Genomic DNA, 15,238 nt, shown 5'->3' with positions numbered 1-15,238 from the left:
CGGATGAATATTGAGAAGAAATAAATATTCAAAATATAATAAAAATCCCTTATAACAGTATAAGGGATTTTTATTATTAATGAGAAACTACTGTTTCTTCAAGACTTTTCGTTAATTGAACATCGACTTTCTCAGCATCATGAATATGATTCATAATAGTAGTATTTAACTTTTGGAACATTTGTTGTGTATTAGCGAATTCACGTAATATATCATCATTACAAGATTTTTGGTTTTCGATAGCTTTAATAACATTTGTAGCACCGCTTTGTAACGTTTGAATCATAATTAAAATGTTTTCAATTCTAGCGTTTGTATCGGCACTCATTTCTACACCTTCATCAACTAAATGCAAATTATCTTTTGTGTTATCGTATGCTTTTTCAATTTCTTCTTGAATTTTTTTCGTTAAGTTACCGATGTTTTTTGTACTTTCAGCTGTACTTTCAGCTAGTTTTCTTACTTCATTAGCAACAACAGCAAATCCTTTACCGTGTTCTCCAGCACGTGCAGCTTCAATACTTGCATTCAACGCTAGTAAATTTGTTTGTGCTGCAATGTTTTGAATCACTTCTACAATTTGTTCAATTTCTTTAGAGCGTTCGCTTAAATGATTCATACTATTAGAAGTACGTTGAGATTGTTCACCTAATCTATTAATTACAATGAGTAAGCGATGAACGGATTCTTTTCCTTCATTAGAGCAATCGATAATTTCCTCAATAGATTGAATTAAGTTTTGCTCTTTTTGTAGCATTTCGTTATTTAATTCGTTGGAATGTGTAGTACGCGTAGAAACATTTTCAAAGCATGCGTTCAATTGTTGAATTAAGTTTTGGAGTGAATGATGTTGGCTATTTACAAGTTCGTGCTCTTGCATAACGCTTTTTACACGATTATGGATAGAAGATATAATTTCTTGTTTTTCCACATCTTTTTGTTTTAATTCTGCTTCTAGTTCATGTATATGAGTTTCTAGTTGATCAATTTTATGTTGGAGTGATTTCTTTTGAGTAAACATTTTATTTAATTCAACCGCCTTTAGGATTTTTAATTTCTCTATATTTGGATTTTAGCATCTTTTATAATTTTTAAATATAGGAATTGTTAAATATTTAAGAATCTATTACATTTTGTTCACAATTCTCTTTTTTTGTCATGAAAAATAAACTGTATTTAATGGTTCTGTAAACAAACTGTAAAATAAATCATGTATAACTGTATAAGAAGGGAGTCGGATTATGAACTATTTTAAGCGAATCAGTAGTCTAGTATTAGCAGGAATTATCGTTCTTTCTAGTACAGTCGCTGTAAAAGCAGAGTCAAACGACGAGAAACTTAACAACATGCAACAGCAATTGCAGCAAAACGATGCAGATATGCAGAAGAAAGAGCAAGAGAAGCAAGCTGTTAGTAAAGAAATTCAAGGTATCGAAAACGAACTACATAATTTAAATAATACAATTGCAAAAAATAAAGAGGATCAAGCTGCTATTCAACGTAAAATCGATGAAACACATAAGCAGATTGAACAAAAAAAAGCAGACATTATCGTTTTAGAAGATAAAGTCCTTGCTCGTAAGGATATTATGAAAAAACGTATGGTTTCTGTTCAAAATAGCTCAAATACGAGTTTAGTAGTAGAAGTTGTTGTAGAATCAAAAAACTTTGCAGATTTCATACAACGTATGAACGCAGTTACTACTATTCTAGAAGCAGATAAAGAAATTTTACGTCTACAAGAACAAGATCTTCGTCAAATTGAAGAAGATAAAAAAGAGATTGATGAAAAAGAAGCATCTTTAGTAGTAGATAAGCAAAAATTAGCAAAAGCACAAGCGGATTTGCAAGATAACTTGAAAAAACGTCAAGATAACTTACAAACAGTTCAAGCTAAATATAATCAGATTGCAAGCCAACTTAATTTAGCAGCGGAAGAGAAAGCAAAAGTTGAAGCAAATATGAAAGCAGTACAAGAAACAATTGCTCGTGAACAAGAAGCAGCAAGAATTGCAGCAGAAGAGCGCGCAAAAGCTGAAGCAGCTGCAAAGGCTGAGCAAGAAGCTTTAGCGAAAGCGCAAGCGGAATTTGCTGAAAAGCAAAAGCAAGAAAAAGCTAATAAACCAGCTGAACCAGTTGCTAATAAACCAGCTGAACCAGTTGCTAATAATAGTTCGAAAGTAGAGCCTGAACAGCCTAAAGTAACTGCTGGCGGAAAAGAAATGTATGTACACGCAACAGCTTATACAGCAGATCCATCTGAAAATGGTTATGCAGCAGGTCAACAAGTATATTCTGCATGGGGACCGGGTGGTAAGCCTTATAACTTAACTGCAAACCCAGGAATGAAATTAATTGCGGTGGATCCATCTGTTATTCCATTAGGATCTACTGTAAATGTTGAAGGCTATGGAATTGCAATTGCAGCAGATACTGGTGGCGCGATTAAAGGTCACAAAATCGATGTTTTAATGCCGGATAAAGCCTCGTCTAGTAATTGGGGCAGAAAAAATGTTAAAGTTACAATTTTAAACTAAAACGTAATCCAACTTTACAAAACGTAAAGTTGGATTTTTTTGTAAAAATAATGTTAAGTTGAGTTTACATTTTGTTAAGGACAGCATACAATGATGGTAAGAGGTGGTAAATTTGACCATTTGCAATAAGGTGAAGGAATTAAGAGCTCGCTTTAATTTTACGCAAAGTGTATTAGCAGAAAAGGTTGGGGTGACGAGACAAACGATCGCTGCAATTGAAAAAGGGGATTACGTTCCTTCATTATTACTAGCATTGACGATTTGTGATGTATTCGAGTTAAAGATGGAAGATGTATTTGTTTTAAATAAGGAGGGGGAAGAGGATGAATAGAATTGGGGTTTCTTATATCTTAAATGTACTGAGATTTGTGATAGCTTTTTGGGCGTTTATTGAGCTCTATTATGCTTGGATAGAGCTGGCAAATATTATTGAAACTGAGAAATTACCGTTTGAAGTAACAATCAACATGATGCCATTAGGATTGTTAACAATTGTAGCTATTATAACGACGATTTTTTATAAAGTTCAAAAGAAGAAACATAAAGCTCTTTCTTATTGGATGTACCCGTTATTATTTCCACAAGAAGACGAGCGGGAAAAAGCAATTACACAAAAGGCATGCCGGACAACATTTATTTCATTTTGGTATGGAATAGTTATTGCTATTGGATTTTTAACACTTTCTCCTGTAGCTAATTTATATATTCCTGGATATCCATTATATATTTTATTTTTTATGCTTTTTATTCAAATGACAGTCTTTTACGTATCCCTGTACAGAAATAAATTAGTCTAAAAAAAACCTTCTTGCTGATGCAAGAAGGTTTCTTTTTTAGCTTACACTTGTACATATAGCAATATTGTCTTATCATTTTATATAGAGTAAGATTTTGTAACGGAAAGGAATTGTATATGAATAAGCAAAGAATTTATAGTATAGTAGCAATCCTTCTATTTGTTGTAGGTGGTGTATTAATCGGAAAGCCATTTTATGATGGATATAATGCAGAGAAGAAGCAGACAGCGAATGTACAAGCTGTTCAAAAGATGGAATATGAAAAGCATGATACAGAATTTGTAGATGCTTCAAAAATTAATCAACCAGACTTGGCAGAAGTAGCGAGTGCATCGTTAGATAAAAAACAAGTAATCGGTCGTATTTCAATTCCGAGCATCTCATTAGAACTTCCTGTTTTAAAAGCGTCGACTGAAAAGAATTTATTATCGGGTGCGGCAACTGTAAGAGAAAATCAAGTAATGGGACAAGGGAATTATGCACTTGCAGGGCATAATATGTCAAAAAAAGGTGTTTTATTTAGTGATGTATCAACTTTAAAGAAGAACGATAAAATTTATTTGTATGACAATGCAAATGAGTATGAGTATACTGTTACCGGTGTATCTGAAGTGACTCCTGATAAATGGGAAGTTGTAGAGGATCATGGGAAAGATGAGATAACACTTATTACATGTGTATCTGTTAAGGATAATTCTAAGCGTTTTGTTATTACGGGTGATTTAGTAGGAACAAAGGCTAAGAAATAAAGAAAAAAGAAGGTTCACTCTTTAAAGAGTGAACCTTCTTTTTTTATCCAATGTTGAGAAATAAAAGAATATTTTAGTTGGTATTTAAATATTTTTCTATTCTTATATAATAAGGTAATGATTCTAGATTTTGGGAGGAACAAAAGTGAAACAGCAAGTAAAAAGACTTCTTTTAACAACAAGTGTAGCGTTATTGGTAGCGCCAATTTCTGCTTATGCACATCCAGGACGTACAGATGCTAATGGTGGACATACGTGTCGTACAAATTGTGAAAAATGGGGATTGCAGTACGGGGAATATCATTATCACAATAAACCAGCTTCTAGCGGTGGAACAACAAGCCCTGCGCCTAGTCAAAATAATAATGGTGCTGTAGAAGCTGAAAGACAAGCAGAAGCGCAGCGCAATGCTGAGGCTGAAAAACAACGTGCTGCAGAAGCACAGCGTAAAGCAGAGGAAGAGAGACAGCGTGCTGCAGAAGAACAACGCAAAGCTGAAGAAGAGAGACAACGTGTAGCCGAAGAGCAAAGAAAAGCAGAAGAGGCACGTAAGCAAGAGGAAGCCCAGCGTCAAGCTGACATGGAAAAAGGGCAGCTTGAAGGTCAAAAAAGTGGAGAGACAGATTTTAAAGCAGGAAAGAATAATGCAGAAGGACATGTAGCTGGAAAGTCAGACGCATATAAACAAGCATTTACAACTGCGTATGCTGCGGCATGGTCTTTAGAAGAACAGAAAAAAGCACATTTTGAAAAAGGTAAAGAGCAAGGGTTAACACAAGAAGCAATGGACGATAGTCAAATTACTCCTGAGTTTAAGGTGAACTTTGCAGAAGGTTTCCAAGTAGGTAATAAAGAGAGAACCGAAAAGATTGAAAAAGAACAAGCGGAACTTGGTGAAAAGGCTGGTAAAGAATTAGCTGAAAAGAAACCTGGAAATACTGAAAAGGATACATATGTGAAAGTATATGAAACCGCGTATGAAAAGGGATATAAGGCTGCTAAAAAGGCAGCGGAAAAAGCTGGATATACATATGCATTTGAAAACTACGACTTAAAAGTTCCTGCTAAGTATGAAAAGAATGAAACATTAAAGAAATGGTTTACTGAAGGATTTAAATCAAATAAAAAGGCAGCGGAAATTCGAGAAGAAGGATATAAAAAAGGAGACAGCTGGCTTTCGTTCTTCTATAAGAGTTTCGTGCCAAGTGAATATAAAGAACATAAAGGCTTGTATGAACAAGCAATAGAAAAGGGAAAGAAAGCGTAAAAAAAGATGAGGAATTTTCCTCATCTTTTTTTAATCCATCCATTTCACTAATTTCTTAGAAATTGATAATAAAACACAACCTAAAACAATCGCCACAGCGCCAATAACTGTGAATACTTCAGCATATCCAAGTGAAGTTGTGAAGCTTGCAAGCTGTCCGCCTAAAATATTAGCAATACCTGAGCTTGCTAACCATACACCCATTAATAAAGAGGCTAGTTTTACTGGAGCGAGAGCACTAACCATTGATAGCCCGACAGGTGATAAGAATAGCTCACCTAACGTATGGAAAAGATACGTAAAGACGATAAATAGTAAGTTTGCTTTTTCTGTAATGTTATGTTCGTCACTGCCTGTTTTTAATGTAGCGATAACAAGAACAATATAACCGATACCGAGTAAGATCATACCAAGTCCCATTTTTGTTGGGATTTTCATGTCACCATTTTTTCTAGTTGCTAGTTTCGCCCATAATGCTGAAATAGCTGGTGCAAGTAAAATAATAAATAACGGATTGACCGATTGGAACCAAGATGTTGGAACTTCCCATCCGAATACGGAGCGGTCAACGAATTTATTTGTATATAATGTTAACGAACTACCAGCTTGTTCAAATCCAGCCCAGAAGAAGACAACGAAGCATGTTAAAATGACGATAACTGTTGTACGTTGTTTTTCTTTTTTTGTTAACGGTGTATTTCCTATTGTTTGTTGTCCAGCATCCGTTTGCAAATCGCGAGTTGGTTTTTTACCGATATCACCAAGGAAGCGATTTGATAGTGTTGTAAATAAAATTTGTCCAATGATCATTCCGATTGAAGCGGCTAAGAAACCGTAACGGAATCCGAAATGAACAACGCCATCTACTGTTGTTTTGAATAAATTTTCTGATAAAAACCCGCAAACGAGTGGAGCTAAAAATGAACCAACGTTAATACCCATATAGAAAATTGTAAATGCACTATCACGTTTTGGATCATTTTCTTCGTATAATTCTCCAACAAGTGTAGAGATATTCGGTTTGAAGAATCCATTACCGATAATAATAAGCGCTAATCCGAGGTATAGACCGACTTGGTTTTGCAAGGCAAATAGTGTAAGGTTACCGATTGCCATTGTTATACCACCAATTGTGATGGCTTTTCGTTTGCCTAGAAAACGGTCCGTTAAGTATCCACCGATCAATGGTGTGAAATAACAAGCACCAGTATAAAATCCGTAAATAGAGAGTGCCCAAGCGGGACTAAACCCAAGACCACCACTTACTAAAGCTGTTGTTAAATATAATGTTAATAATCCTCGTAATCCATAGTAACTAAATCTTTCCCACATTTCTGTAAAGAAGAGTAAGTATAAACCTGGAGGATGTTTCTTTTTTCTTTGTTGTTCTCTTTCTAGTTGTATCGCTGATTCCATAATAGTTTCCTCCTGACACAAGCAAAAAACAAAGTTAATAGTATTGTATGATTAATATTTTACCTTATTAACTATTATAAGTCAATAAAGGTTGATTTTTCAGAAGAAATTTGAAAAGGGAAATAGCTATAGAATGGGTGTTTCTTTTGTGATAGACTATGGACTATGTTTTCTTTGTAAGGAAGCGGATTACCGCATTTTTTTATTTGTGGAATTGATTTCATGTAAGATGAAATTGAAGAAGGAGAAAGAAATGAAATTGTTACAGAAAAAAGAAATTTTGCTTATTAGTCTTATGTTATTCTCTATGTTCTTTGGGGCCGGAAATCTTATATTTCCACCTTTCCTTGGATATGAAGCAGGAGAACATGTATGGATTGCATTGTTAGGTTTTATTATATCAGCAACAGGGCTTCCTATATTAGGTGTTATCGCTATTGCGAAAGCAGGGAGTTTTCAAACGTTAGCGGGCAGGGTTCATTCTTCATTTGCAATTATTTTTCCGTGTATTGTGTACTTATTTATTGGACCAGGTCTTGGTATACCACGTGCAGGAAGTTTAGCTTTTGAAATGGGGCCAGGCCAGTTGTTCCCAGAAGCGGGTAGCGTAGTTTTGTTATTGTACACGGCTATTTTCTTTAGTATTGTTTACTGGTTAAGTTTATCACCGTCTAAATTAATGGGCTTGTTTGGAAAGGTGTTAACGCCTTTATTATTATGTATGATTGCTATTATATTTATAAAAAGTATGTTTACATCAGTAGGCAGTGTGAAAGAGCCTGCAGGAAATTATGGACAAGCTCCTATGTTCCAAGGATTTTTAGATGGATATTTAACGATGGATGCGTTAGCAGCTTTAATATTTGGGATTGTTATTGCAAATGCTCTGCGTGCAAAGGGTGTAGCGGATGATAAAGGTTTAGCGAAATATATGAGTATTGCTGGTATTGGAGCAGGGCTTTTATTATCTATTATTTATGTCATTCTTGGATATGTTGGCTCAATTAGTGGTTCATTGGGTACATTTGATAACGGTGCGAAAGTGTTAGCACAAGTTATGACGACATTATTTGGACAAGGTGGGTTAGTTTTATTAGGTCTTATTTTTACTGTCGCTTGTCTATGCGTTTCCATCGGACTTGTTACGTCTTGTAGTCAATTTTTCACAAGTGTATTTCCGAAAGTATCTTATAAAGTTTGGGCATTTATATTAAGTTTTGTTAGTATGGTTTTAGCTAATTTAGGATTAACGCAAATTTTAAAAGTATCGGTACCGATTCTTGGATTTATTTATCCAGTTGCACTAACGCTTATTATTTTAGGGTTATTCCATAAGTATATTGGAAAGTATGTATACGTATATTCGGTAACGATTGGACTCGTAGCGGTATTTAGTGCGATTGATATTTTAAACAAAAGTGTACTGATGAATAAATGGACACCACTACTAAAAATGCTTCCGTTTTATTCAGAAGGTGTAGGTTGGATCGTTCCGGCATTTGTAGGTGTCTGCCTCGGTGTAATTGTTAGTATTGCTATAAATAAGAATAAATAAGTAAGAGGTGTTTTCCTATTTCGGAAAACACCTTTCTTTTTTGGAAAAATAGTATTGAAAATGAATAGACTAAGAGTATGATAAAGGTAATTGGTAATATATAGGTTTTATATGAATGATGAGGGGGAGCGTATGAAGGAGGATTTGAATAAGAAAATAGAAGCACTCGAAACGGCAATTGAAACGATGCAAGAGGCACTTTATGAATTGAAAGCGAAACAAAGAAAAATAGAAGTAGATAAAGTTCAACAAAATGTTAATAAGGAAAAGAGAGAATATATTGAAGCGGTAAGTAATGAAAAGTTACAAGAAGATGTAGTTAAGACGAGGAAGTCCATGCAAGAGCCAGAGGTGAAACAAGTAGATATATCTGCATTTAAACCAGAACCATTTAATATTATAAAGTTTTGTCAAACGTGGTTACCACGCATATTTGTCGGTATTATGCTACTTGGCGTTATTTGGTTATTCAAAGCAGGGGTAGATGCCGGATTATTGACACCAGCGATACGGGTTGTGTTTGGTATAGTACTATCTGCCGGTTTGTATTACGTAGGAGATATACAAATTAAAAGAGAGCGGCAAGCGTTAGGGTTAGTATTAGCTGGAGGAAGTATTACGGGAATTGTTTTAACAACGTTTGCGGCACATTATTTATATGAGTTTATTCCTGCAAGTATTGCGTTTATCTGTAATATTGTATGGGTTATTTTAGGGATTTATTTAGCGAAAAGATATAGATCGGAATATCTCGCTATTTTCGTGGCGGTGGGAGCATTTTTTGTTCCTTTCTTGTTAAATAGTACGACTCCTAATACGTATATTTTCTTTAGTTATGAGACGATATTAACAATTAGCCTATTATGGTATGCATTGAGAAACCTTTATAAGTACTTGTATATGATTTCTTATGTTGTTGCGGCAATTGTCCTATTTGTCTTCTTTGTTGTTATGTCAATATTAGTAGAGAATGTGCAAGTACAGTTAACAGTTGTATACGGTGCAATTCATTTACTATTATTTTGGCATATGTTTTCGGAGAGAAGGTTTATACAAGAAGCACGATTGGCGATATTTAGTGCGAATGCAGTTTTCTTTATTTTAACCATTTCTCAAATTCCTGAATTTACAACGTGGGGATTAGTTATAAGTTCATTTGTGCATGCTGTTATGTTTGTACTTGAATATAGGAAGAATAAACATTCGGTATTTTCAAATCTAATATTTGGCTTTGCAATGGGATCATTTAGTTTAGCGATTTTATACGAGTATAGTTTGGTGAATGCAGCGATCGTATTATTGTTACAAGGTTTCCTCGGTATGGTTACTGCTATTAAAGTAAAGCAAAACATTAAGTTGTATGTAGGTGCAACGATTTATGCGATTGGAATGGTACAGACGATTTTTAGCCCGTTTGATGAGTTCATTTCAGCAGGGTTTGTCGCTCATATTATTTTAATAGGAACGTTCTATTATTGCATGATACAAGCAAAAGAAGTGTTAGCGAGTTTAGGTAAATATGTTTATTCTATAGCGCTCTACTCGTTAATGGTTATTGTATTTATTACAATTACTAGGATCGGTGAAGTTCTTTCTACAGATGGAAGTATAATTAGCGTATCTGTATCATTATTATGGATGGTATATGCTTTATTTGCAGTTTGGTTTGGCCGTTATAGACAGATGAACGAAATATTATATGCTGGATTAGTCGTATTAGTAGTAACAGTAGGGAAGTTATTCCTTCTCGACCTACCAGAGGTGTCGATGATGATTAGAGCGGTGTTATTCTTAATCATTGGCAGTATCGGTATCGTTATTTCAAGAATGTTTTTCTCAAAAGAAGAGAAGTGAGAAGAAGGCAATCCCTTTACGGATTGCCTTTTCTTTTACTTTACTTCTTACCAATCGTTACAGCCTCATTATATTTAGCTGTTGTGTTTTGTCTTAGGCGAAGTGTTGCTTGTCCAGTTGTATTTGGATCAAGTTGTACGTTCACAATTTTTTCAGCAGATCCTTGGTTATTTGTTATGAAAGAGAATGTACTGCTATATCCGAAAGAAGATGGCCAAGTACCATTTGTATTTTGAACTTTTGCTACTTGTGTTCCGCCAGTTGTGAAAATACCTAACGAATAATTATTGTATGTTGTATTTGGTAATAAGTTATTTACTTGAATCTTCATTTGGAACACTTCATTGTTTGGTAGAATGCTAGGGTGCGTAATTACGTAATCACTCGTTGTCACTGCACCGTTATAGCCGTATGAACCTGGTTTGAAAGTATTTGTATTGAACCACTGGTAACCTTGAGTTGGTGCGCTCCAAGGTTCTGGTTGTGGTTCTGTTGATAAACTTGGTTGTTCAAATGTTTGTAGAGCTGTAGGTGCATCAAGCTGTAAACCACTCACTTGATCTAAGCTTGTAAATGTTTCTTGTTTCGCTAACCAATTCACGATGTTTTCTAATAGAACAGCATCGTTTTCTTCTTTATAACCATCATAAGTTTTCTTTGTTTGACCTGAGTCTTCGCGAACATATTTTGGTGTAGCATCTTCAACAGGAGAAGAATCACCAATAAAGGCAGCTTTTCCAAGACCAACTTTCGAAATAGCAGCATAAGGCCCCTCGGCAACGCCACCACCGTTATAAACGCCGCTATCAACAGCGTTATTCCATTTTGATGGATTTTCTGGAAGATATACAAGGCCTTTCGCTAGTTTTGGATTTGTAATCGCAAGGGTAGAGCCGGCATGCATTGCTACAGATGAAACGCCAGTTGTAATTCCGAATGATTGCGCAGGTGAGACAATATTTTTAGCTGAAACATCACCAAGTGCATTGTAACGGAAGCGAATACCGAAATTATCGGATAGCCAATCAGAGCTTTCTACTCCTTGCATAGCTTGTGAAGTTGTTTCTTCATTAGACATTCCCTTTGCTGGATTATCCCATGCCCCGCGTCTATATCCATTGAACACTTCTGAGGAGTCCCAGCGGTTTTTATTACGATCTGCATTATAATGATCGGCAATGAAGAAAATACTGCCGCCATTTTTCACGTATTGTAACATTGCGTCTTGTTCAGATTTTTTGTAAGGAATATTTGCCTCTGGAACGATAAACACGTTGTAATTTTTTAAATCGTCGTATGTAATAGGTGTTGATTTACGCAGTTCTTTTACATGATATCCGTTTTGGGCAATGCCGTTTCCGAAATCAGAAAAACCGCCATCAATAACCCAATCAGCTGTCCCGGCCGTTTGACCGTGCGTATTATCAAATAATACTTTCTTCCCATTGTTTTGATTTACAACCTTTGCAGCAATTTCAGGAGCTGGGTCTACAGAGCTTTCGGCATAAGTAGACGGTATGAACGAACTCCCCATACTAAGTGTAATTGCTGTTGCTAAAGAAAATGTAATCCATTTTTTATTCTTCATAGAAGAACCCCCCTAATAATAAATATATGTGCTTTAATAATGTAATTTATTTTTCTGAAAAAATAAAGACAGAAAACGTAAAAAATATTAAAAAATTGTAAAAATACCGTGAATTTTGTTGAGAAATATTTATATAGACAATAAAAAATCCCTTCCAATTAATAAGGAAGGGATAGCTTGTTTAACTAATCTTTGAATTAGGTGTTTCATCAATCTTATGAAACCCTTTCATGTAATACACGATAGCTAAGCCGATAAGCCAAATTGGGCCAATGATTAATGCAATTCGTGTATCTTCTGAATACGCCATAATACCTAGTACAAGTGCAAGGAAGCCAAGTGAGAAGTAAGAGCTTAATGGATGTAAAGGCATTTTATACGTTAGCTTGTCTTTTTTCTCAGTTGGCAATCCTTTACGGAATTTAATTTGAGCGACTAATATTATACCCCAAGTCCAAATTGCCCCGAAAGTTGAAATACTAGTTAGCCATGTAAACACTTTTGCAGGAACGAGATAGTTTAATATAACGCCAACGAGTAAAACAATCGCAGTTGCTACAATACCTTGACTTGGAATGCCATTTTTATTTAAACGCCCAAATCGTTCAGGTGCTTTCTTTTGTTTTGCTAGTGTAAATAGCATACGGCCTGTACTAAATAAACCACCGTTACAAGATGAAAGAGCCGCTGTTAAAACGACAAAGTTAATAATACCTGCTGCCTTTGCAATACCGATTTGCTGGAACGTTAGTACGAAGGGACTTCCTTTCTCACCAAATTCGTTCCAAGGATAAATTGCCATCATAACGAATAATGCCCCGACGTAAAAGATTAGGATTCTCCAAAATACGTTATCGATAGCTTTTGCGAGTGTTTTCTTCGGGTTTTGAGCTTCACCAGCTGTAACACCAATTAGTTCAACGCCTAAATAAGCGAATAATACCATTTGTAAGGAAAGCAATAATCCAGAGAAGCCATTTGGGAACCAGCCCCCATGTTCCCAAAGATTTGAAATACCAGTTGCAACGCCGCCATTTCCAAATCCGAATAGAATAATACCAAAGCCAATCACTATCATACAGATAATTGTGACAATTTTAATGAGAGCAAACCAAAACTCAAGTTCTCCAAATACTTTTACTGATAAGAAGTTGAAAGCGCTCATTAATAATAGAGCGAGTAGTGCCCAAGTCCAGCGCGGGATATCTGGGAACCAGTACTGCATGTAAATTCCAGCCGCCGTAATTTCAGCCATACAAGTAACAACCCATAAGAACCAGTAGTTCCAACCAGTAATATAGCCAGCAAGTGGGCCGATATAATCATTAGCATATTTACTAAAAGAGCCGGCAACCGGTTGTTCAATTGCCATTTCTCCGAGCGCTCGCATAATGAAAAAAATAACGAGTCCAGCGATCATATAACCTAGTAAGATGGAAGGACCAGCTAGTTTAATAGCAGAAGCAGATCCTAAAAATAGCCCAACGCCAATAGCCGAACCGAGTGACATTAAAGTAATATGTCGTTCTTTTAAACCTCGATTTAAAGTTCCAGATTTGTTTGTGTGCTGCATAAGAAGAATCCCCCTTGTAGAATGAGCTACCTAAATATTTAACTATTTCAAATTATAAAACATTTCTATCTGTTATGCTACAAAAATAATCAAAATGAACTGTACTACATCTGAACTTGTCAGACTTAAACTTAAAATTCTCACTATTAGAGAATATATTGACTCTTCTTTTTATTGATTGTTAAGATTAAGTATTATATTTTCTCACATACTAGTAAGAAAAGAATGTGTGATAATAATTCAGGTGTAGGAAGGGTACATAGCCATGTTTCAATTACAAAAATATAACACTTCTGTGAAGCAAGAGCTTTTAGCGGGCATCACAACTTTTTTTACATTTGCGTATATTCTTGTCATCAATCCGAAAATATTATCTGATGCAGGTGTACCATTTGATCAAGCGTTTACGGCAACTATTATTGCGACAGTTATTGGGACGCTATGTATGGCGTTTTTAGCTAACTATCCAATTGTTATTGCTCCAGCTATGGGGATGAATGCATATTTTGCTTACTCTGTTGTTCAACAGGCAGAGGGGATTACATATGTCATTGCGTTTTCAGCAGTATTTGTAACAGGTATCATTTTTCTTTTATTATCTTTCACTTCATTTAGGCAAAAGCTAATTATCGCAATTCCTGACAGTTTAAAACATGCAATTGCAGGTGGAATTGGACTATTTATTGCTTTTATTGGATTACGTCTATCTGGAATTATCGTGGATCATCCATCTAACTTAGTTACGATTGGTGATTTTCATTCTCCAGCCGTTATTTTAACTTTAATTGGTTTAATTTTAGCGGCAGTATTAATGGTATTACGTGTGAGTGGTGCATTATTTATTAGTATGATTGTGACAGGAATTATCGCCTTCTTTACGGGGCAACTGAAGTTTGAGGATAAAATTGTAGCGATGCCTCATTTACCAGAGGGTATTATCGTTTCAAATCCAATTAATGCTTTTTCAGATGTAATTCAGTATGGATTATATGGTGTTGTATTTTCATTTTTACTTGTACTTTTATTTGATACGACAGGTGCATTACTCGGTTTAATTAAACAAGCTGGTTTAATTACAGATAATACAGAGAAACGTTTTGGCAAAGCGTTTATTGCAGATGCGATTGGCGGAACGACAGGTTCTATCTTCGGAACAAGCCCAACAGCAGCAACGATTGAATCGTCAGCTGGTATTGCTGCAGGTGGTAAAACTGGATTAACAGGTATTGTAGTTGTTGGTCTAACGATTATAACGGCATTTTTCAGTCCTGTTATCGCGTCTTTATCAAGTGTAGCTGCTATTACAGCTCCTTCATTAATTATTGTAGGTAGTTTAATGGCACAAAGCATTCGTGATATTAATTGGAATGAATTTGAAGATGCATTACCAGCATTTTTAATTTTCGTTGGTATTCCGTTAACGTCTAGTATTGCAAATGGAATTGCAATTGGATTTTTAGTGTATCCAGTATTAAAAATTGTGAAGGGGAAAGGGATGGAAGTACATCCGTTACTATATTTATTTACAATTTTATTTGGATGTCATTTATTCTTATAGTATAGAGATAGGAAAGGGGGCTTCTTATGAGAGGCTCCTTTTTTGTGTATAATAAAGTGAAAAAAACAAATCAATTACGTAAAATATAAATTACTTAATGGAATATATATGTTACTATAAAGGTAGAGGAGGAACATGAATGGCTGTAAGTAAAATAAAAGTCGCACGTGTTCAGTTAGATTTAACACAACAACAATTAGCAGAAAAAGTAGGCGTCACAAGGCAAACAATTAGTTTAATTGAGAAGGGGAAATACAATCCATCTTTAGATTTATGTTTGAAAATTTGTTATGCAGTAGATAAAACATTGAATGATTTGTTTTGGGAGGAAAAGGAGTGATAGG

12 protein-coding genes and 1 pseudogene are annotated in these 15,238 nt (G+C 35.2%); 9 read left to right on the top strand and 4 right to left on the bottom strand.

All coding sequences use genetic code 11. The features are described 5' to 3' along the window. Window positions 1-76: 76 nt before the first annotated feature. A pseudogene (locus AC0IXC_RS24215) lies at window positions 77-580 on the bottom strand (methyl-accepting chemotaxis protein); the annotation flags it as partial. 661 nt (window positions 581-1,241) lie between these two features. Between AC0IXC_RS24215 and AC0IXC_RS24210 the strand changes: the two are divergent. The 5 genes from AC0IXC_RS24210 (at window position 1,242) to AC0IXC_RS24190 (ending at window position 5,350) form a co-directional block, all read left to right on the top strand. Continuing rightward, the gene (locus AC0IXC_RS24210; RefSeq protein WP_471653494.1) at window positions 1,242-2,537 is read left to right on the top strand and encodes a 3D domain-containing protein; all 1,296 of its coding nucleotides are present in this window, start codon (window positions 1,242-1,244) and stop codon (window positions 2,535-2,537) included. 103 nt (window positions 2,538-2,640) lie between these two features. Further along, window positions 2,641-2,868, top strand: coding sequence for a helix-turn-helix transcriptional regulator (locus AC0IXC_RS24205; RefSeq protein ID WP_078185072.1), 228 nt, complete (start codon window positions 2,641-2,643; stop codon window positions 2,866-2,868). Next, on the top strand, window positions 2,861-3,334 hold the full coding sequence (locus AC0IXC_RS24200) for a DUF2178 domain-containing protein (RefSeq protein WP_002134421.1): 474 nt from the start codon (window positions 2,861-2,863) through the stop codon (window positions 3,332-3,334). Before AC0IXC_RS24205 ends, AC0IXC_RS24200 begins: the two co-directional genes overlap by 8 nt. A 116-nt stretch (window positions 3,335-3,450) precedes the next feature. Then, window positions 3,451-4,083 carry a class A sortase gene (locus AC0IXC_RS24195; RefSeq protein ID WP_002186970.1) on the top strand — a complete coding sequence of 211 codons (633 nt, stop codon included), beginning with the start codon at window positions 3,451-3,453 and terminating at the stop codon, window positions 4,081-4,083. Window positions 4,084-4,228: 145 nt separating this feature from the next. Further along, window positions 4,229-5,350 carry a YHYH domain-containing protein gene (locus AC0IXC_RS24190; protein WP_012260322.1) on the top strand — a complete coding sequence of 374 codons (1,122 nt, stop codon included), beginning with the start codon at window positions 4,229-4,231 and terminating at the stop codon, window positions 5,348-5,350. Window positions 5,351-5,380: 30 nt separating this feature from the next. On the opposite strand, the gene AC0IXC_RS24185 is transcribed toward AC0IXC_RS24190, so the two are convergent. Continuing rightward, window positions 5,381-6,766 carry a peptide MFS transporter gene (locus AC0IXC_RS24185; protein WP_002167113.1) on the bottom strand — a complete coding sequence of 462 codons (1,386 nt, stop codon included), beginning with the start codon at window positions 6,764-6,766 and terminating at the stop codon, window positions 5,381-5,383. Window positions 6,767-7,019: 253 nt separating this feature from the next. On the opposite strand from AC0IXC_RS24185, the gene brnQ1 reads away from it, so the two are divergent. Both brnQ1 and AC0IXC_RS24175 read left to right on the top strand, forming a co-directional pair. Next, window positions 7,020-8,321 (top strand): branched-chain amino acid transport system II carrier protein BrnQ1, encoded by a 1,302-nt coding sequence (brnQ1, locus tag AC0IXC_RS24180; protein WP_445685348.1) that lies wholly within the window; start codon window positions 7,020-7,022, stop codon window positions 8,319-8,321. Window positions 8,322-8,453: 132 nt separating this feature from the next. Further along, complete coding sequence (locus AC0IXC_RS24175) at window positions 8,454-10,175, top strand: DUF2339 domain-containing protein (RefSeq protein WP_471653493.1); 1,722 nt, start codon at window positions 8,454-8,456, stop codon at window positions 10,173-10,175. A 40-nt stretch (window positions 10,176-10,215) separates the two neighbouring features. Here AC0IXC_RS24175 and AC0IXC_RS24170 read toward each other — a convergent pair whose 3' ends face one another. Both AC0IXC_RS24170 and AC0IXC_RS24165 read right to left on the bottom strand, forming a co-directional pair. Next, a complete protein-coding gene (locus AC0IXC_RS24170) occupies window positions 10,216-11,763 on the bottom strand; it encodes a DNA-binding protein (protein ID WP_215590724.1) in 1,548 nt (515 codons plus the stop codon). A gap of 181 nt (window positions 11,764-11,944) precedes the next feature. Beyond that, complete coding sequence (locus AC0IXC_RS24165) at window positions 11,945-13,336, bottom strand: amino acid permease (RefSeq protein ID WP_002029773.1); 1,392 nt, start codon at window positions 13,334-13,336, stop codon at window positions 11,945-11,947. 265 nt (window positions 13,337-13,601) lie between these two features. On the opposite strand from AC0IXC_RS24165, the gene AC0IXC_RS24160 reads away from it, so the two are divergent. Together AC0IXC_RS24160 and AC0IXC_RS24155 are read left to right on the top strand one after the other, a co-directional pair. Then, window positions 13,602-14,894, top strand: coding sequence for an NCS2 family permease (locus AC0IXC_RS24160; protein ID WP_002029772.1), 1,293 nt, complete (start codon window positions 13,602-13,604; stop codon window positions 14,892-14,894). 139 nt (window positions 14,895-15,033) lie between these two features. After that, window positions 15,034-15,234, top strand: coding sequence for a helix-turn-helix transcriptional regulator (locus AC0IXC_RS24155; RefSeq protein ID WP_000301182.1), 201 nt, complete (start codon window positions 15,034-15,036; stop codon window positions 15,232-15,234). The last annotated feature ends 4 nt before the right edge of the window (window positions 15,235-15,238 follow it).

The sequence above is a fragment of the Bacillus sp. AC266 genome (assembly GCF_979253805.1).
The sequence above is the reverse complement of the archived record's forward strand: the minus strand, read 5'-3'. Positions and strand labels throughout refer to the sequence as shown.

Bases quoted from the DNA above. Each gene is read 5' to 3' on its own strand.
- AC0IXC_RS24195 (WP_002186970.1), top strand. From the start codon at position 3,451: ATGAATAAGCAAAGAATTTATAGTATAGTAGCAATCCTTCTATTTGTT.
- AC0IXC_RS24210 (WP_471653494.1), top strand. From the start codon at position 1,242: ATGAACTATTTTAAGCGAATCAGTAGTCTAGTATTAGCAGGAATTATC.
- AC0IXC_RS24175 (WP_471653493.1), top strand. From the start codon at position 8,454: ATGAAGGAGGATTTGAATAAGAAAATAGAAGCACTCGAAACGGCAATT.
- AC0IXC_RS24185 (WP_002167113.1), bottom strand. From the start codon at position 6,766: ATGGAATCAGCGATACAACTAGAAAGAGAACAACAAAGAAAAAAGAAA.
- AC0IXC_RS24165 (WP_002029773.1), bottom strand. From the start codon at position 13,336: ATGCAGCACACAAACAAATCTGGAACTTTAAATCGAGGTTTAAAAGAA.
- AC0IXC_RS24155 (WP_000301182.1), top strand. From the start codon at position 15,034: ATGGCTGTAAGTAAAATAAAAGTCGCACGTGTTCAGTTAGATTTAACA.
- AC0IXC_RS24160 (WP_002029772.1), top strand. From the start codon at position 13,602: ATGTTTCAATTACAAAAATATAACACTTCTGTGAAGCAAGAGCTTTTA.
- AC0IXC_RS24170 (WP_215590724.1), bottom strand. From the start codon at position 11,763: ATGAAGAATAAAAAATGGATTACATTTTCTTTAGCAACAGCAATTACA.
- AC0IXC_RS24200 (WP_002134421.1), top strand. From the start codon at position 2,861: ATGAATAGAATTGGGGTTTCTTATATCTTAAATGTACTGAGATTTGTG.
- brnQ1 (WP_445685348.1), top strand. From the start codon at position 7,020: ATGAAATTGTTACAGAAAAAAGAAATTTTGCTTATTAGTCTTATGTTA.